This window comes from Vibrio sp. K4 (assembly GCF_051122595.1).
In the GTDB taxonomy this organism is placed as follows: Bacteria; Pseudomonadota; Gammaproteobacteria; order Enterobacterales; family Vibrionaceae; genus Vibrio; species Vibrio owensii.
In genome coordinates this window covers 2,002,683-2,020,136 of sequence record NZ_CP178577.1, presented here as the reverse complement: position 1 = coordinate 2,020,136, position 17,454 = coordinate 2,002,683, and the positions used below count along the sequence as shown (strand labels likewise).

Here is a 17,454-nt window from a genome sequence, read left to right as displayed (position 1 = left end):
TTTACATTCATCTAAATCCCACTTTCTATCCAATTCCTTCGAAACATCTCATTACGTTTCCCTCAAAGAAATACCACGCATTTTTGATCTTCAGACAAAGCGTGAAGAAGAAAAATATTCCATACTTTAATGAATTTGCAATAGATTATTTGTATTACAATATAATTACTTGTTGAGTGGCGGATATTCTGACTTAGAATGTCATTAGCCCAATAAAATAAAGGTTTTCTCGCCAATTTTTCAATGAAATAACTTATGTTCCAGATCACAATTAAAGCTTATTGTAGTACAAATAAAATAATGAACAGAGTAGTCTAGGCGTTAGAAAATGATCAAACTTGAAAGGCTGAAAAAATGACTATTGATACTCTTGTTGTTCTTGCCTACTTCTTCTTCTTAGTTGCAATTGGTTGGATGTTCCGTAAGTTCACTACCTCAACCAGTGACTACTTCCGAGGGGGCGGTAAGATGTTATGGTGGATGGTAGGTGCTACCGCCTTCATGACGCAATTTTCAGCATGGACGTTTACAGGTGCCGCAGGACGCGCGTTCAACGACGGTTTCGTTGTTGTAATCCTATTCTTAGCCAACGCATTTGGCTACTTCATGAACTACCTCTACTTCGCTCCAAAGTTCCGCCAGCTACGTGTAGTGACGGCGATTGAAGCAATTCGTCAACGTTTTGGTAAGACTTCAGAGCAGTTCTTCACTTGGGCTGGTATGCCAGACAGCTTGATCTCAGCCGGTATTTGGTTGAATGGTCTTGCGATTTTCGTGGCAGCGGTCTTCAACATTCCTATGGAAGCGACCATCATCGTTACTGGTTTAGTGCTAATGCTAATGGCGGTAACGGGCGGCTCTTGGGCAGTTGTTGCATCTGACTTTATGCAGATGTTGGTTATCATGGCAGTGACGATCACTTGTGCGGTGGCGGCATACTTCCACGGTGGCGGTATTGGCAACATCGTGTCGAACTTCCACGGCGACTTCATGCTGGGTAACAACCTGAACTACGTCAGTATCTTTATCCTTTGGGTAGTGTTCATCTTTGTTAAACAGTTCGGTGTAATGAACAACAGCATCAACGCTTACCGCTACCTATGTGCAAAAGACAGTGAAAACGCACGTAAAGCAGCAGGTCTTGCATGTGTGCTGATGATTGTTGGTCCTATCATTTGGTTCCTACCACCTTGGTACGTTGCGGCATTTATGCCTGATTTCGCAGAGCAATACGGCTCAGTAGGTGGTGATGCAGCTTACCTAGCATTCGTACAAAACGTAATGCCAGCAGGTATGGTGGGTCTTCTGATGTCAGCAATGTTTGCGGCGACTATGTCTTCAATGGACTCTGGTCTAAACCGTAACGCGGGTATCTTCGTGATGAACTTCTACAGCCCGATTGTACGCCCACAAGCGTCACAAAAAGAGCTGGTTATTGTGAGTAAAGCAACGACTATCGTGATGGGCTTCATCATCATTGGTATCGGTCTATTCATTAACTCACTACGTCACTTGAGCCTGTTCGATATCGTACTGAACGTGGGCGCATTGATTGGCTTCCCAATGTTGATTCCTGTACTACTTGGTATGTGGATTCGTAAGACGCCGGATTGGGCTGGTTGGGCAACACTGGTTGTTGGTGGCTTTGTTTCTTACATCTTCGGTATCTCACTACAAGCAGAAGACGTAGAGCGCCTATTCGGTCTAGAGCAAGCGTTTACAGGCCGTGAGTGGGCTGACCTGAAAGTTGGCTTGAGCCTAGCAGCACACGTTGTCTTCACTGGTGGCTTCTTCCTACTGACAACACGTTTCTACAAGGGTCTATCACCTGAACGTGAGAAAGAAGTGGCTCAATTGTTCGAGAACTGGAACACGCCACTTGTGGCTGACAGCGAAGAGCAGCAGAACCTAGATACAAAACAGCGCGGCATGCTTGGTAAGCTTATCAGCGTAGCGGGCTTCGGTATCCTAGCGATGGCTCTGATTCCAAACGAACCATCAGGTCGACTACTGTTTATCTTGTGTGGTGCGATTGTTCTCTCGGTGGGTGTTCTATTGGTGAACGCAGCACGAGGGCCTAAAAGCCCAAAGCTAGCTAACGCGAAAAGCTAACCACAGTTAACGACTCTCTATGAAAAATCCCACAGTATCGCTACTGTGGGATTTTTTTATTTTCGACTTTAAGCACTAAGAGAAAACCGAGTGATTAGATTGTCTTGCTTCTTGCTCAAGGCAGTTCGACTTAAGCAGGAATACCACTGTGGAATTTGAAGTCTTCGTCTGGCGTTGAAATCAGTTCAGCTTCGATGCGTCCAAACTCTGCAACGCGCTCACTAATATCTTTACCTGCGATTTGTTCTGCAAGGACTAGGTAGTCTTGGTAATGACGGGCCTCTGAGCGAAGCAGAGAAACATAGAACTTCGCGATGTCTTCGTCCATGTGTGGAGCTAGTTTCGCAAAACGTTCACATGAGCGAGCCTCTATGTAGGCACCAATGATGAGCTTATCAATCAAGGTTTCTGGCTCATGTGTTTTCATGTTCGAAATCAGCGTTTTTGCATAGCGGCTTGCTGGAATGTTTTTGTATTCCACGCCACGGCTTTCCATGATTTCTAGCACTTGGTAGAAGTGATGCAACTCTTCTTTGATCAGCAGAACCATCTTGTCGATCAGATCTTGGCTGTACGGCGAATCTGATTTAGCGATGATGGCTTTTGAAATGTTGCTCTTGCCTTTAAGCGTCTCTAGTGAGCCTGTCTTACGGTAGGCAAAGTCTTCATATGGTTTGAACCAGTCGAGTAGGGCATGTGAGCTTGCTTGGTCTACTGCGTACTTACGGATCAGGAACATTGCCGACTGGCCCGCTTTGAGTTCGCACAGTAGGTGGTCTAATAAAATGGTTGGAAGGTTTTCAGGCTTCTTTGCTTCCTCAACCCATTCATCTGGGGTGCTGCATTGCAAGAATTGGTTAATTGGAGCAAGAAGGTCCTGATAGGCGTCGAGATTAATCATTTTAATTTTTAGTACTTTACATTCAATTTTGGTTTATCCGGCCAATGTCTATTCAATCAAGAAGACACAAAAAAGGCTGCAAACGCAGCCTTTAATCGGATAGGGCGGAAAGCTTAAGCGGAGTTTACCACTTTTTCTTCTCGCCGAAGAGCGCATCCATATCACTGTCGCGTTCTTTGTCGGCAATTTGCTGCATTTCTGCTTCATTCTTGTCTTGGCGCTTCTTATCCAAGTCACCAAGCATTTCTTCGAGCTTTTGTTTTGCTTGAATCGAGTAAGCATCATTTTTGGTGCTTAACGCATCAATGCCTTTACGAAGCAGTTGCAGAGCGGTTCCCGGTTGACCGCGAGCAATAGAGTCATTCGCACGCTTAATCACGTTCTCGATGTTGATGCGAATTTGCATCGTTTCAAGACGCGCGTTTTCTGTTACGTAAGTCTGCGTATCTAAACGGCCTTTGTTGTGCTCGTTACGAACCGCATCGCGAAGGCGTTTCACGAGCTTTAACATTACAATGGCTTGTTTATCGCTGCTTGGCATCTTGAATGTGGTGCTTTCACCGTTTGCACTGCTCTCATTCAATTGAGCAATTTGCTGCTTCATGTTTTCGATGCGCTGCACGAGCTGCTTGTTCTTTGGATCAAGGTCGCGCATGCTTTCAAGTGCATCAAGAATACGGTTGTTAAGACACAGCAGTAAGTCCTTGCTGAAAGGAATATGATGAGCGTGCCCGATGAGCTCTTCAGTACCGTCAATCAGTGCCACATAGCGAGCAGATTCCTGTCTTTTCGCGGTCTCTACTTTTACCTTGTACTGCAACATGATGTTATAGCCAAGGATCAATACCAGTAGGATGGCAACCAAAGCAATTATTAAAGGCATATTCATATTTTTGCTTCTACTACTTGTTATTTTTCTGTGTCCAGCGTTCAAGAATACATGAATCTTATCTTTCTCGGCACCCTATTTATTTGATTATTTTGCTCCAAACACGTTTTCCTGTGGATTTAAGCACAGAATGCGGTGAGCCGTTTAAAAAAGCGAATTTTGAAGGTTCAACTCCATGCATATTTAGAGAAGGTGAGTAATTCGCTATGAGCTTGAGCTATAAGTTAGAAATTACTGTTCATTTAGTTGCTAACACGTTATAACTAATCATTATATCTACTCGGGTGAGTAGACTGGATAAGTATGACGTTATTATCTCAATCAATGAGTAAGGGATTACGATGAAACTGCAACAACTGAAGTATATTGTTGAGGTTGTGAACCATAATCTGAATGTGTCTGCGACAGCAGAAAGCCTATACACTTCTCAGCCGGGCATCAGTAAACAAGTCCGTTTATTGGAAGATGAGTTGGGTATTCAGATCTTCGAACGAAGTGGTAAACACTTAACGCAGGTGACACCCGCCGGTGAAGAGATCGTGCGAATTTCTCAAGAGATTCTAGCGCGTGTTGAAAGCATCAAAGCCGTGGCAGGGGAGCATACTCACCCTGAAATGGGCACACTGAACATTTCTACTACTCATACCCAAGCACGTTACGCACTTCCTGACGTGATCAAAGGCTTTACGGCACGTTACCCGAAAGTATCGCTGCACATGCACCAAGGTACGCCTTCGCAAATGTCTGAAGCGATTGCCAAAGGTACGGCAAACTTCGCGATTGCGACCGAAGCACTTCATTTATATCAAGATGCCATTATGCTGCCTTGTTACCACTGGAATCGTTCTATCGTGGTACCAAAAGATCACCCATTAGCGAAGAAAGACCGCGTAACTATCCACGATTTGGCGGCTTACCCGCTAGTGACTTATGTATTCGGCTTTACAGGCCGTTCTGAGTTGGATACTGCATTTAACCGTGAAGGTTTAACACCGCGCGTTGTGTTTACTGCAACGGATGCCGACGTGATTAAAACTTACGTTCGTATGGGTATTGGTGTTGGTGTGATTGCGAGCATGGCAGTTGATGAAGACCAAGACAGCGATTTGGTTGCGATTGATGCAAGCCACTTGTTTGGCGCGAGCACAACGAGCATTGGCTTCCGTCGTGGTACCTTCCTTCGCTCTTACATGTTCGACTTTATGGAGCGTTTTGCACCGCATTTAACTCGTCCTGTGGTGGAGCAAGCGATCTCGCTTAAATCAAACACCGAAATTGAAGAGATGTTTAAAGACATCGAGCTTCCGGTCAGATAACACTTCATTGATGTTTCGATTCCCTCTACAATGCGCTCGTTGTAGGGGGAGCTATGAAAACGCAATTTCAATTTATTAATGACTGCTTAATCGAAAACCAATCTTTGTGGCGATTCGAGCCGTTTAAAAGCAGCATTCACGCATCATTACCTTGGCAAGAGCAACATCCTCAGTTGTGCCAGTGGTTAGCGTCTATTTCTCCCTCTCAGATTGAAGAATACAAAGCGGAACCGGAACTTGCCTTAAAAGCACTTAGTCCATTCTTGCCTGAACTTGAACAACTTTCAGTACTCACTCGCTTAGAACCGCTAGTTTTAAAAGGCTTGGAACTCGTTCGTGGTTTAGATAACGGCATTCCCGGTCGTAAGTTAGAGCAAATTAGTTCGATGGGTGAAGCGGCGATTCAGCTTCATCATGGTGACGAATGGTTAGAGTGGTGCTCAGGCAAAGGTTATTTGGGGCGAATTCTGACCACACAAACCGATCAGCCTGTCACCAGTTTTGAATACCAACAAGCGTTGTGCGATTCGGGGCAACAAGCAGCCAATGAGTATCATTGGAAGATGACGTTTATTCAAGGCGACGCGTTCGATAGCAAAGCGAAAGCGGTGTTTAAGCCAACTCAACACGCAGTTGCCCTTCATGCCTGCGGTGATCTTCATGTTCGCCTAATGCAGTATGGCAGTGAAAACGGCATTGCTGCGATGACAATCTCGCCTTGTTGTTACCACTTGATTCAGTCTGAGCAATATCAGCCGATGTCAGTGCAGGGCAGGGCTTCTTCTCTCTCATTGTCTAAGCAAGAACTGCGTATTCCGTTACAGCAAACCGTTACTGGTGGTGAACGTGTACGACGTCATCGTCAGCAGGAAATGGTGTTCCGTCTTGGGTTTGATTTGATCACGCGACAAGTTTTGGGGATGGCAGAGTATCAGCCTGTGCCGAGTATCCGTAAGTCGCAATTGAGTGATGGTTTTGAATCGTTATGTCGCTGGGCAGCGGAACAGAAGGGCATCGATCTTCTACAAGAAATCGACTTCGACCATTTTGAAAAGTTAAGCGAACAGCGCTTTTGGCAAATGGAGCGTTTGAGTCTGGTTCAATTAGTATTTCAACGACCGTTGGAAATTTGGCTTGCTTTAGACAAAGCACTTTATCTTGAAGAACGTGGTTATCGTGTTAGATTGGCAGAGTTTTGCGCTAAATCAGTCACACCTCGAAACATTTTAATTTGCGCTTATAAGATTTAGATCTGTTTTATAATTAAATGCTCTATGCAAAAAAGCCCACTTTAGAGTGGGCTTTTGTAAACAAAACGTGACAATTTATGCGTTATTTTGTCATTAGTTGAACATTGCAATAGCTTGCGCTGGTTCAACATATTCTAGGTCAAAGCTCTCAGCAACTTCTTTGCAAGTCACTTTGCCGTGGATAACGTTTAGACCTTCAAGGAAACCATTGTCTTCTAGAAGCGCTTCACGGTAGCCTTTGTTTGCAAGCTTCACGATGTATGGAAGCGTTGCGTTGTTCAGTGCAAATGTTGAAGTACGAGCCACTGCACCTGGCATGTTTGCAACACAGTAGTGAACCACTTCGTCAACGATGTATGTTGGTTCTGCGTGCGTTGTCGCGTGAGAAGTTTCGAAACAACCGCCTTGGTCGATAGCAACGTCAACCACCGCCGCGCCTGGCTTCATCTTAGCGATGTGCTCTTTTGTTACCAATTTAGGTGCTGCAGCACCAGGGATTAGAACCGCACCGATCACTAGGTCTGCTTCTAGAACATGCTTCTCGATAGCGTCTTCAGTAGAATAAACCACTTTAGCGCGACCTTGGAATTCTTCGTCAAGCTTACGTAGTGTATCTACGTTACGGTCAAGGATTGTTACGTCCGCACGAAGACCTACAGCCATACGAGCTGCGTTCGCGCCAACGACACCACCGCCGACTACAACAACTTTCGCTGGCTCAACACCAGGTACGCCACCTAGTAGTAGACCACGACCGCCGTGTGATTTTTCCAACGTTTGCGCACCTGCTTGAATAGACATCCGACCTGCCACTTCTGACATTGGTGCTAACAGTGGCAAACGACCCATATTATCTGTTACAGTCTCATACGCTATACAGACAGCTTTGCTCTTGATTAGCTCTTCAGTTTGTGGAAAATCTGGTGCTAGGTGTAAATAAGTAAATAAAATCTGCCCTTCGCGGAGCATTGCTCTCTCGACAGCTTGGGGTTCTTTTACTTTTACAATCATATCTGCTTTTGCAAAAACGTCTGTAGCAGTAGGAAGAATGGATGCGCCTACAGCGATGTAATCATCGTCTGAAAAACCAATGCCGGCACCTGCATTGGTCTCAACCAAAACTTGGTGACCATGTGAGATAAGTTCTCTCACGCTAGCTGGGATCATACCCACACGGTATTCGTGGTTTTTGATTTCCTTAGGTACGCCAATGATCATCCTGTGTCCTCTTTCTAAAATGGTTGTATTAACTGTTTGTAGGGTGTTATTGTCGAATTAATATCTAGTATAGATGTTGGTTTGTAATATTTGGCACCAAATATTAAAAAGTTGTAGTATATTTTTTTGCAAGGAAGTAATAAGGTGGAATAAAAAATGGCAGACAACTATAAGAAGCCGTCCAAGGAACTAGACCGTATCGACCGCAACATTCTTAATGAACTGCAGAAAGACGGTCGTATTTCGAACGTTGAACTTTCAAAACGTGTAGGACTTTCTCCAACGCCGTGTTTGGAGCGTGTGCGTCGCTTAGAGCGTCAAGGTTATATCACTGGGTACACTGCGTTATTAAACCCGCAGTTCCTAGATGCATCACTGTTGGTATTCGTAGAAATTACACTTAACCGTGGTGCGCCTGATGTATTCGAACAGTTCAATGCGGCTGTTCAAAAACTAGACGATATCCAAGAGTGTCATCTAGTATCAGGTGATTTCGACTATCTTCTAAAGACTCGTGTATCAGACATGGGTGCTTACCGTCGACTACTAGGCGATACGTTACTGCGTCTTCCAGGCGTGAATGACACTCGTACCTACGTAGTTATGGAAGAAGTGAAGCAAACTAACCAGCTTGTGATTAAAACTCGTTAAATTCTTGCAAAGAAAGCGGTAAATGCTTCCGCTTTCTCGATAGAGTAATTGGGTTTTTCTCTTTGATATGGTTAAATCAATTTACCGAGCGGCTTTGTGCCGCTCGGAATGTTTTGCTTATTCCTAATTCATTTCCATATTCAAGTTGATTTATGTTCAAAGAGAACGCAAAGAAAGTCGAAACCATCATCAAAACCAGTGAAGAGCCTCAGTCTTCACGATTAAATGGCTTCCAACGCTTAAAAGAGTGCTGCTTTATCGTTGGCGTTCTTAGCTCGATATTGCTGGCCGTTGCATTATTTACCTTTAGCCCAGCCGATCCGTCTTGGTCCCAAACTGCTTGGGGCGGTGAGATCGATAACGCTGGTGGCCTGTTCGGCGCTTGGTTAGCCGACACGTTATTCTTTACCTTTGGTTCCCTCGCGTATCCATTACCCTTCCTGTTAACCGCAGGTGCATGGGTAATTTGTCGCAAGCGTTCTGAAGACGACCCTATCGACCTTATGTTGTGGGGCACTCGTCTACTTGGTTTAGTTATCCTTATTCTTACCAGTTGTGGTCTTGCTGATATCAACTTTGACGACATTTGGTATTTCTCGTCTGGTGGCGTTGTTGGTGACGTACTGACGAGCTTGTCTCTGCCTACATTAAATGTGCTGGGCACAACGCTTGTACTTCTTTTCCTATGGGGTGCTGGCTTCACACTATTTACTGGTATTTCTTGGCTTAACATTGTTGAGTGGTTGGGCGATCGTGCACTTGGCGTTGTTGCAGCGTTAACAAATAAAGCTCGTGGTACCGAGCATGAAACTCTAGAGCCGCAGTTAGATGAGTTTGCTGAAGATCGTGTAATGAGCAAACGTGGTTCAGATGACATGGAAGACGAGCCTATGCCTCATCTTACTGCTTATGATGTCGAAGAGCCGAAACAAGAAACGCCAACACACGAATACCCAATCTACATGCCACAATCGGCAGTAGAACAATCGACTTCAGATAAACCGAGACAGCAGCAAGCTAACGTTCAGCCAACGCCGCAGCCTGCAGTTGTAAATGCCGCGCCTGTGCAGCCTCAAATTCAATCTCAGGTTCAAGAGCAAGCTCAAACTGTTGAGCCAGTGCGTGCGGTGAGCACAGATAATGTGGACCCATTCGTTGAACGTACTAAACAACTGAACGTAACGATTGAAGAGCTAGAAGCGGCGGCACAACAAGCTGATGACTGGGCAGATGAAGAGCCACAGGTTCAAGAAGCGCAAATTGCACCTGCTCAAACTCAGCCTGAAGTTCCACAGTCTGTTTCTCAGGAATTTGCTTCACAGCAAGCTGAGCATCAACAAGCGCCACAAGAGCCGTTTGTGACACCTGAACCAACCGTCTCTGAACCGTTCGATAACGCACCAAGTTACGACGAGTATGCTCAGTTTGAGGCAGAGCAGGCTCAACAAGCCCAAGTTAATCAAGAACAAGCGCCTGTTCACGCGCCAATCGAACAGCCAACCACAGAGCTACCTTCACACGAAGAACCTGTGATTAGCTCTTCTGCATTGGATAACATTGCTGAACAAACAGAGCCAAGCCAACACATCGAACCGACAATTTCGAACTTCGATGTATTGGATGACGAAGATGATTACCCGGCGCAGCAGCCAGTTCAACAAGCTCAACCGGCTTATGCTGAGCCGCAGCAACAAGCTATTCAGCCACAAGAACCAGTTCAGCAATCGCCCGTTCAAGAGCAACCTGTTCATCAGCCTGTTGCAGTTCAACCTCAACCGGTAGCGCCTGCACCTTCCGCTACCTTTGAACCTGCACCTCAAGAAGTCGAGGTAGAAGAGGTTCAAGACGGCGATCAAGATGTGGCTGCATTCCAAAACTTGGTATCGAATGCTCAAGCGAAAGTGGCTGCTCAGCAGAACCCATTCTTGGTACAGCAAGAGCAAAACTTGCCAGTACCAGAAGAGCCATTGCCAACACTAGAATTGCTTTACCACCCCGAGAAGCGCGATAACTTTATTGATCGTGATGCTCTGGAAGAGGTGGCTCGTTTAGTTGAAACCAAACTTGCGGATTACAAGATCAAAGCAGACGTAGTCGGTATTTACCCAGGTCCTGTTATCACTCGATTCGAGCTTGATTTGGCGCCGGGCGTTAAAGTAAGCCGCATTTCTGGTCTGTCTATGGACTTGGCACGTGCACTTTCTGCAATGGCGGTACGTGTAGTCGAAGTGATTCCGGGCAAACCTTATGTGGGTCTAGAGCTGCCTAACATGAGCCGCCAGACGGTATTCTTATCTGATGTAATCAGTAGCCCTCAGTTTGAACAAGCAACGTCACCAACGACCGTTGTTCTTGGTCAAGATATCGCGGGTGAAGCGGTGATTGCAGATATTGCGAAAATGCCTCACGTACTGGTAGCAGGTACAACCGGTTCTGGTAAGTCTGTAGGTGTGAACGTGATGATCTTGAGTATGCTTTACAAAGCATCACCAGAAGATCTGCGTTTCATCATGATCGACCCGAAAATGTTGGAGCTTTCAATCTACGAAGGTATTCCTCATCTACTTTCTGAAGTAGTAACAGATATGAAAGACGCGTCTAACGCACTACGTTGGTGTGTGGGCGAGATGGAACGTCGTTACAAACTGATGTCTGCATTGGGCGTACGTAACGTGAAAGGCTTTAACGAGAAGTTGAAGATGGCAGCAGATGCTGGCCACCCAATTCACGACCCATTCTGGCAAGAAGGCGACAGCATGGACACTGAGCCGCCGTTGCTTGAGAAACTGCCTTACATCGTTGTGGTTGTCGATGAATTTGCCGACCTGATGATGGTGGTAGGTAAGAAGGTTGAAGAACTGATTGCTCGCTTGGCGCAAAAAGCGCGTGCGGCAGGTATTCACTTGATCCTTGCGACACAGCGTCCATCGGTTGACGTTATTACCGGTCTGATTAAAGCGAACATCCCAACACGTGTGGCGTTTACCGTATCAACTAAGACCGACTCACGTACTATCCTTGACCAAGGCGGTGCGGAATCGCTATTGGGTATGGGTGATATGCTTTACTTACCACCAGGTTCAAGCCATACGACCCGTGTTCACGGTGCGTTTGCATCGGATGATGATGTTCACGCGGTTGTGAACAACTGGAAAGCTCGTGGTAAGCCAAACTACATCGATGAGATCATCAGTGGTGATCAAGGTCCAGAAAGTCTGCTTCCGGGTGAACAAATGGAGTCGGATGAAGAAGTGGATCCATTGTTCGATCAAGTTGTAGAGCACGTAGTGCAATCGCGTCGTGGTTCGGTTTCTGGTGTACAACGTCGATTCAAGATTGGTTACAACCGAGCGGCTCGTATTGTAGAGCAGCTTGAAGCGCAAGGCATCGTAAGTGCTCCGGGTCATAACGGTAACCGTGAAGTACTGGCTCCTGCGCCACCAAAAGATTAATGAACTTGTGTTACTCACCTCAGTCCAACTGAGGTGAGTGGTTCTAACAATAGGTATCTGAATGAAAAAACTATTTTCAGCGAAACTTTTCTCTGCGCTTGTTTTAAGCTTTTCTCTCTTCTCTACTGCACACGCCGCGTCTCCCAAAGATGAACTAAACAAACGCCTTTCTATGAATGATGGCTTCAGTGCGGATTTCTCTCAGCAAGTTATCAGCCCAGAAGGCGAAACGGTGATGGAAGGAGAAGGCACGGTTGAAATCGCTCGCCCAAGCCTGTTCCGTTGGAGCACAACATTCCCAGATGAAAACCTTCTGGTTTCTGACGGTAAAACATTGTGGTACTACAGCCCATTCATCGAGCAAGTGAGTATTTACTGGCAAGAGCAAGCAACAGAGCAAACGCCATTTGTTTTGTTAACGCGTAATCGCGCAAGTGATTGGGATAACTACAAGATTTCTCAAAAAGGTGATGAGTTCATCCTCATTCCTACTGCAGTAGACTCCACACAAGGTCAATTCCAGATTAATATTGATGCTAAAGGTGTGGTGAAAGGCTTCAATGTGGTTGAGCAAGACGGTCAAAAAGGTTTGTTCACCTTTAATAACGTGAAGCTTGGTAAACCAAAAGCAGACAGATTCACATTCACAATTCCAAAAGGTGTGGAAGTGGATGACCAAAGGAATTAATTGGTAGTGAGCAATTACACATTAGATTTCTCGGGGGACGAAGATTTTCGTCCCCTTGCTGCTCGTATGAGACCGGAAACGATCGAACAATACATCGGACAGCAACACATTTTAGGTCCCGGTAAGCCACTGCGCCGTGCGCTAGAGGCGGGTCACATTCACTCGATGATCCTTTGGGGACCTCCGGGCACAGGCAAAACGACATTAGCGGAAGTGGCTGCAAACTATGCCAATGCTGAAGTAGAGCGCGTGTCTGCCGTGACGTCTGGTGTGAAGGAAATTCGTGCAGCAATTGAGAAAGCACGTGAGAACAAAATGGCGGGTCGCCGCACCATCTTATTTGTGGATGAGGTGCATCGCTTCAACAAATCTCAGCAAGACGCGTTTTTGCCGCATATTGAAGATGGCACAGTTACCTTTATTGGAGCGACGACAGAAAACCCATCGTTTGAGCTAAACAACGCATTGCTGTCACGTGCACGTGTGTACAAGCTAACGTCTCTCGACAAAGATGAAATCTCGTTGGCGTTGAACCAAGCCATTAGCGATAAAGAGCGTGGGCTGGGTAATACGCCAGCACACTTCGCTGATAACGTATTAGACCGCCTAGCAGAACTAGTAAACGGTGATGCTCGTATGTCTCTCAATTATCTTGAGCTGCTTTACGACATGGCAGAAGACAATGCGCAAGGTGAAAAAGAGATCACGCTTAAGTTGCTTGCGGAAGTAGCAGGTGAGAAGGTCTCTCGCTTCGATAACAAAGGTGACATTTGGTACGACTTAATCTCTGCGGTTCACAAATCAATTCGTGGCTCAAACCCGGATGCTGCGCTGTATTGGTCTGCGCGTATGATTGCTGCTGGTTGTGACCCTTTGTATATTGCTCGACGCTTATTGGCGATCGCTTCTGAAGATGTAGGTAATGCTGACCCTCGCGCAATGCAAGTGGCACTGTCTGCTTGGGATTGCTTTACCCGAGTTGGTCCAGCAGAAGGTGAACGTGCGATTGCACAGGCGATCGTGTACTTAGCGTGTGCGCCGAAAAGTAATGCTGTTTACGTGGCGTGGAAACAAGCGTTCACAGACGCTCATAACTTACCTGAATATGAAGTGCCGCATCACCTTCGAAATGCACCAACCAGTTTGATGAAAGACATGGGTTACGGTGCAGAGTATCGTTATGCTCACGATGAGCCTGGCGCTTACGCTGCGGGTGAGCAATATTTGCCACCTGAAATGGGCGATCGTAGGTACTATCAGCCGACAAATCGTGGTCTAGAGACCAAAATCGGCGAAAAGTTAGATTACTTGGCTACTTTAGACGCAAATAGCCCACAAAAGCGCTATGAAAAGTAGGCGTTTTTGGATACATTTGTTCAGTAAATTTTTTTAACGCGTACGCTTGGAAAGTGCGCGTGATTTCACAACAAAAAGCATAGGATTAACAATGCTGGATTCTAAATTACTTCGTACAGAGCTGGATGAAACAGCTGCTAAACTGGCGCGTCGTGGCTTTAAGCTAGACGTAGATACTATTCGTAAACTTGAAGAACAACGTAAGTCCATTCAAGTAGAAGTAGAAAATTTACAATCCACGCGTAACTCCATCTCCAAGCAAATCGGCCAAAAAATGGCGGCTGGCGACAAAGAAGGCGCAGAAGAGATCAAGAAACAAATCGGTACTCTAGGTAGCGATCTTGATGCGAAGAAAGTTGAACTTGAGCAAGTAATGGCTCAACTAGACGAATTCACGCTTTCTGTACCAAACATCCCAGCAGACGAAGTGCCAGATGGCAAAGATGAAAACGACAACGTTGAAATCTCTCGTTGGGGTGAGCCAAAGTCTTACGACTTCGAACTGAAAGATCACGTTGACCTAGGCGAAATGGGCGACGGTCTAGACTTCGCAAGCGCAGTTAAGATCACTGGCGCACGTTTCATCGTGATGAAAGGCCAATTTGCTCGTCTACACCGCGCAATCGCTCAGTTCATGCTGGATCTTCACACTGAAGAGCACGGCTACACAGAAATGTACGTACCTTACCTAGTAAACTCTGACAGCCTATTCGGTACTGGTCAGCTTCCTAAGTTCGGTAAAGATCTTTTCCACACTGAGCCGCTAGTAGAAAAAGTAAACGACGAAGAGCCACGTAAACTGTCTCTAATCCCTACTGCAGAAGTGCCTGTAACGAACCTAGTTCGTGACACGATTTCTGACGAAGCGGATCTACCAATTAAGATGACAGCTCACACGCCATGTTTCCGTTCAGAAGCAGGTTCTTACGGTCGTGATACTCGTGGTCTGATTCGTATGCACCAGTTCGACAAAGTTGAGCTAGTACAAATCACTAAGCCAGAAGATTCAATGAACGCACTAGAAGAGCTAACAGGTCACGCTGAGAAAGTTCTACAACTTCTAGAGCTTCCTTACCGTAAAGTGGTTCTATGTACAGGTGACATGGGCTTCGGCGCTCGTAAGACTTACGACCTAGAAGTTTGGGTTCCTGCTCAAGAAACTTACCGTGAAATCTCTTCATGTTCTAACATGTGGGACTTCCAAGCTCGTCGTATGCAAGCGCGTTTCCGTCGTAAAGGCGAGAAGAAACCTGAGCTTGTACACACGCTAAACGGTTCTGGTCTTGCTGTAGGTCGTACAATGGTTGCTATCCTAGAAAACAACCAAGAAGCAGACGGCCGCATTGCGATCCCTACAGTACTTCAGAAGTACATGGCGGGCGCAACGCACATCGGTTAATCCATTAACCACTAGAACACCAAAACCCAGCCTTAGTGCTGGGTTTTTTGTTATCTGCGTCGAGTGAAAATACGTTGTTATGTAAATATAGGATGAGGTATTGCATAGTTAGCCTAAATTATTAAAACCAGTCCCTAATGATATTTTTCTAAGCTTCATTGAGCGTGACAAGCTCCTCCAAAATATAAAGATGAGGTACTTTCATGGCTTCAATAAGAATAAGCGGCTCTGTTGGCTTGGGTGGTAAAAATGTGGATGCTGATATTCGTACGGTACAAAGGTCTATTAACCAATTGCTTGGTTCTTTAAGGGGAATAAAGGAACTTAAAGTGGATGGGAAACTGGGCTCTAGACCGGAAAACTCCAAGACTGTCGCCGCAATTAAAGCTTTTCAGAAAAACCTTGTTGGGATGGCTCGTCCAGATGGAAGGATAGATGTGAATGGAAGAAGCCATCGTAAGTTGATGCAAGGTATCACGGTTTTGAGTGCGAAGAAGGCTTTGCCTGTCTCAACCTCCCTCAAAATGAAGCTCAAGGCTAAATTAGAGCAATATGAGGGAAGAGTCGAGCATATGTATTTGGATACCAGAGGCTATATCACTGTTGGGGTAGGTAGTATGTTAAGCGACGTTACCGCAGCAACAAAGCTCCCATTTGTTCACAATTCTACAAATGAACCGGCTACTTACGAGCAAATCAAAGAAGAGTTTTTGCGTGTTAAGGCCCGGCCTTTTGGAGAGTCAGAGCCAGCTTCAAGGTTTAAGCCTTTTACAGCCCTCAAATTAACTGAAAGCGTGATGAACGAGCAAGTAGCACATCACATACAGTCTTTCGAAAAAGAGCTTAAGGTTATCTATGGAGATGAAGCGTTTACATCTTATCCGGACAACGTAAAGCTAGCGCTTTTTGACATGATATTTAATTTAGGTATGCCAAAACTTAAAGATACTTATCCCAAGTTTAATGGGCATATTCGAAACGGAAATTATCAGCAAGCGGCCCTCGAGTCGAAAAGAAATGGTGTACAAGCAGAAAGAAATGCTTATGTAGCAAACTTATTAAGGTCTCATTAATGAAATCACTCTTCCTTTTACTAGGTTTATCTTCTTCTAGCTTATTCGCAAACCCAATTTCGATAGAGCCCTTCTATAGTCCTTACAATAACTCTGATCGTTTTTTTGTCGAAAAAGTGACCTTCTTAACTCAGGATAATGTCAGAGCAGTTTATGGAGCGGAGTGGTATTTTGAGTTCCCACTTAAGTCCGCTTCTGGAGAAGTCTCAGTAGCTAAAAGTTGTGCAGAACTCGAGCTGAAAAGCCAAAAAAACTTTAGCGCTAAAATAGACTCAGAGCATTCTGCGTTAATGGCAACAAAAGTCTTATGTGAATCTTGGAAAGTGATGGGATCTCTTAAACCATCTAATACTTCTTACATATCAGAAAGCATCATTAATGAGAGTCTTCCGGATATATCTCCATCAGAGTTGAGTTTTATCATCTCTGATGAACAATTGAGAAAATCAAAAGAAGCACATCGATGGGCTGATATGGATAAAATCACTAGTTTTGAGCGATTGAATGACTTCCAGGCTGTATTTTACGATAACTCCGATGGTTACCAAAAAGTTACTCTTCTTGCGACCGGAGACTACAATGATGATGGTTTGGAAGATGTAATACTGTTAAAGGAAAACAGTGTGTTAAGCGGAAGCTATGGTTCTACTCACGGGTATGTTCTTTCAAGGCTTCAGGAGAATGAGTCATACCAACTAATTATAGAATGGTAATTGGTTTTAGGTTATCTATTTTTACCAAAACGTAATAGTGTTTTTGAATTTACCCTAATTATCTTGTTATTTGTAATCGATATAATCATCCACCTTACCACGGTAAGTAGATTTTCTCATTCAAGTAACGAGGAGGGCTTATGGCCGTAGGGTGGGCAAACGACGATAGCGTCAGCCAACAAATTCAAAACACAATAGACGACGAGATTTCCCGTGTTCGTGGCAGTATCACAAAGGGTGAGAGCGCCCATTACTGCGATGAGTGTGGTGATGAGATCCCAGAAGCGCGTCGTCTTGCAATGAAAGGCGTTCGTTTGTGTATCGAATGTCAGTCAACAATCGAATTGGTATCTCAACGCCAAGCATTGTTCAATCGACGAGCGAGTAAAGACAGTCAACTTCGATAGCTTTACTGCTCTAATAAATAACGAGACGG

At 45.2% G+C, this 17,454-nt stretch carries 14 protein-coding genes; 11 read left to right on the top strand and 3 right to left on the bottom strand.

The genetic code is table 11. The features are described from left to right. Positions 1–354: 354 nt before the first annotated feature. Positions 355–2,112 carry a sodium:solute symporter family protein gene (locus ACLIIY_RS09085; RefSeq protein ID WP_005437156.1) on the top strand — a complete coding sequence of 586 codons (1,758 nt, stop codon included), beginning with the start codon at positions 355–357 and terminating at the stop codon, positions 2,110–2,112. A 130-nt stretch (positions 2,113–2,242) separates the two neighbouring features. On the opposite strand, the gene miaE is transcribed toward ACLIIY_RS09085, so the two are convergent. After that, a complete protein-coding gene (gene miaE / locus ACLIIY_RS09080; RefSeq protein WP_005437159.1) occupies positions 2,243–3,013 on the bottom strand; it encodes a tRNA isopentenyl-2-thiomethyl-A-37 hydroxylase MiaE in 771 nt (256 codons plus the stop codon). A gap of 124 nt (positions 3,014–3,137) precedes the next feature. Then, the gene (locus tag ACLIIY_RS09075; protein WP_009705733.1) at positions 3,138–3,902 is read right to left on the bottom strand and encodes a hypothetical protein; all 765 of its coding nucleotides are present in this window, start codon (positions 3,900–3,902) and stop codon (positions 3,138–3,140) included. A gap of 341 nt (positions 3,903–4,243) precedes the next feature. Between ACLIIY_RS09075 and cysB the strand changes: the two genes are divergently transcribed. Then, positions 4,244–5,218 (top strand): HTH-type transcriptional regulator CysB, encoded by a 975-nt coding sequence (gene cysB / locus ACLIIY_RS09070; RefSeq protein ID WP_005437164.1) that lies wholly within the window; start codon positions 4,244–4,246, stop codon positions 5,216–5,218. Positions 5,219–5,271: 53 nt separating this feature from the next. Further along, positions 5,272–6,468, top strand: a complete 1,197-nt coding sequence (locus ACLIIY_RS09065) for a methyltransferase (protein ID WP_434527461.1) — start codon at positions 5,272–5,274, stop codon at positions 6,466–6,468. Between the two features lie 93 nt (positions 6,469–6,561). Here the strand turns inward: ACLIIY_RS09065 and ald are convergent, their stop codons facing one another. Beyond that, a complete protein-coding gene (ald, locus tag ACLIIY_RS09060; RefSeq protein WP_005437167.1) occupies positions 6,562–7,686 on the bottom strand; it encodes an alanine dehydrogenase in 1,125 nt (374 codons plus the stop codon). Between the two features lie 156 nt (positions 7,687–7,842). On the opposite strand from ald, the gene lrp reads away from it, so the two are divergent. From lrp to ACLIIY_RS09020, 8 genes are all read left to right on the top strand, one after another. After that, positions 7,843–8,337, top strand: coding sequence for a leucine-responsive transcriptional regulator Lrp (gene lrp, locus ACLIIY_RS09055; protein WP_005437169.1), 495 nt, complete (start codon positions 7,843–7,845; stop codon positions 8,335–8,337). 152 nt (positions 8,338–8,489) lie between these two features. Next, complete coding sequence (locus ACLIIY_RS09050) at positions 8,490–11,789, top strand: DNA translocase FtsK 4TM domain-containing protein (protein ID WP_434527460.1); 3,300 nt, start codon at positions 8,490–8,492, stop codon at positions 11,787–11,789. 61 nt (positions 11,790–11,850) lie between these two features. Further along, the gene (gene lolA, locus ACLIIY_RS09045) at positions 11,851–12,477 is read left to right on the top strand and encodes an outer membrane lipoprotein chaperone LolA (RefSeq protein WP_009705737.1); all 627 of its coding nucleotides are present in this window, start codon (positions 11,851–11,853) and stop codon (positions 12,475–12,477) included. Continuing rightward, positions 12,478–13,833 carry a replication-associated recombination protein A gene (locus tag ACLIIY_RS09040; protein WP_434527459.1) on the top strand — a complete coding sequence of 452 codons (1,356 nt, stop codon included), beginning with the start codon at positions 12,478–12,480 and terminating at the stop codon, positions 13,831–13,833. It begins immediately after the preceding gene. 91 nt (positions 13,834–13,924) lie between these two features. Further along, positions 13,925–15,232, top strand: a complete 1,308-nt coding sequence (serS, locus tag ACLIIY_RS09035; RefSeq protein ID WP_005437179.1) for a serine--tRNA ligase — start codon at positions 13,925–13,927, stop codon at positions 15,230–15,232. Positions 15,233–15,435: 203 nt separating this feature from the next. Next, positions 15,436–16,305 carry a hypothetical protein gene (locus ACLIIY_RS09030; protein ID WP_434527458.1) on the top strand — a complete coding sequence of 290 codons (870 nt, stop codon included), beginning with the start codon at positions 15,436–15,438 and terminating at the stop codon, positions 16,303–16,305. Then, the gene (locus ACLIIY_RS09025; protein ID WP_434527457.1) at positions 16,305–17,018 is read left to right on the top strand and encodes a hypothetical protein; all 714 of its coding nucleotides are present in this window, start codon (positions 16,305–16,307) and stop codon (positions 17,016–17,018) included. The genes ACLIIY_RS09030 and ACLIIY_RS09025 overlap by 1 nt, the downstream gene beginning before the upstream one ends. 140 nt (positions 17,019–17,158) lie before the next feature. Continuing rightward, positions 17,159–17,425 (top strand): DksA/TraR family C4-type zinc finger protein, encoded by a 267-nt coding sequence (locus ACLIIY_RS09020; protein WP_005437185.1) that lies wholly within the window; start codon positions 17,159–17,161, stop codon positions 17,423–17,425. The last annotated feature ends 29 nt before the right edge of the window (positions 17,426–17,454 follow it).

Bases quoted from the DNA above. Each gene is read 5' to 3' on its own strand.
- ACLIIY_RS09085 (WP_005437156.1), top strand. From the start codon at position 355: ATGACTATTGATACTCTTGTTGTTCTTGCCTACTTCTTCTTCTTAGTT.
- ACLIIY_RS09030 (WP_434527458.1), top strand. From the start codon at position 15,436: ATGGCTTCAATAAGAATAAGCGGCTCTGTTGGCTTGGGTGGTAAAAAT.
- serS (WP_005437179.1), top strand. From the start codon at position 13,925: ATGCTGGATTCTAAATTACTTCGTACAGAGCTGGATGAAACAGCTGCT.
- ACLIIY_RS09065 (WP_434527461.1), top strand. From the start codon at position 5,272: ATGAAAACGCAATTTCAATTTATTAATGACTGCTTAATCGAAAACCAA.
- ACLIIY_RS09025 (WP_434527457.1), top strand. From the start codon at position 16,305: ATGAAATCACTCTTCCTTTTACTAGGTTTATCTTCTTCTAGCTTATTC.
- lolA (WP_009705737.1), top strand. From the start codon at position 11,851: ATGAAAAAACTATTTTCAGCGAAACTTTTCTCTGCGCTTGTTTTAAGC.
- ald (WP_005437167.1), bottom strand. From the start codon at position 7,686: ATGATCATTGGCGTACCTAAGGAAATCAAAAACCACGAATACCGTGTG.
- lrp (WP_005437169.1), top strand. From the start codon at position 7,843: ATGGCAGACAACTATAAGAAGCCGTCCAAGGAACTAGACCGTATCGAC.
- ACLIIY_RS09075 (WP_009705733.1), bottom strand. From the start codon at position 3,902: ATGAATATGCCTTTAATAATTGCTTTGGTTGCCATCCTACTGGTATTG.
- cysB (WP_005437164.1), top strand. From the start codon at position 4,244: ATGAAACTGCAACAACTGAAGTATATTGTTGAGGTTGTGAACCATAAT.
- ACLIIY_RS09020 (WP_005437185.1), top strand. From the start codon at position 17,159: ATGGCCGTAGGGTGGGCAAACGACGATAGCGTCAGCCAACAAATTCAA.
- miaE (WP_005437159.1), bottom strand. From the start codon at position 3,013: ATGATTAATCTCGACGCCTATCAGGACCTTCTTGCTCCAATTAACCAA.
- ACLIIY_RS09050 (WP_434527460.1), top strand. From the start codon at position 8,490: ATGTTCAAAGAGAACGCAAAGAAAGTCGAAACCATCATCAAAACCAGT.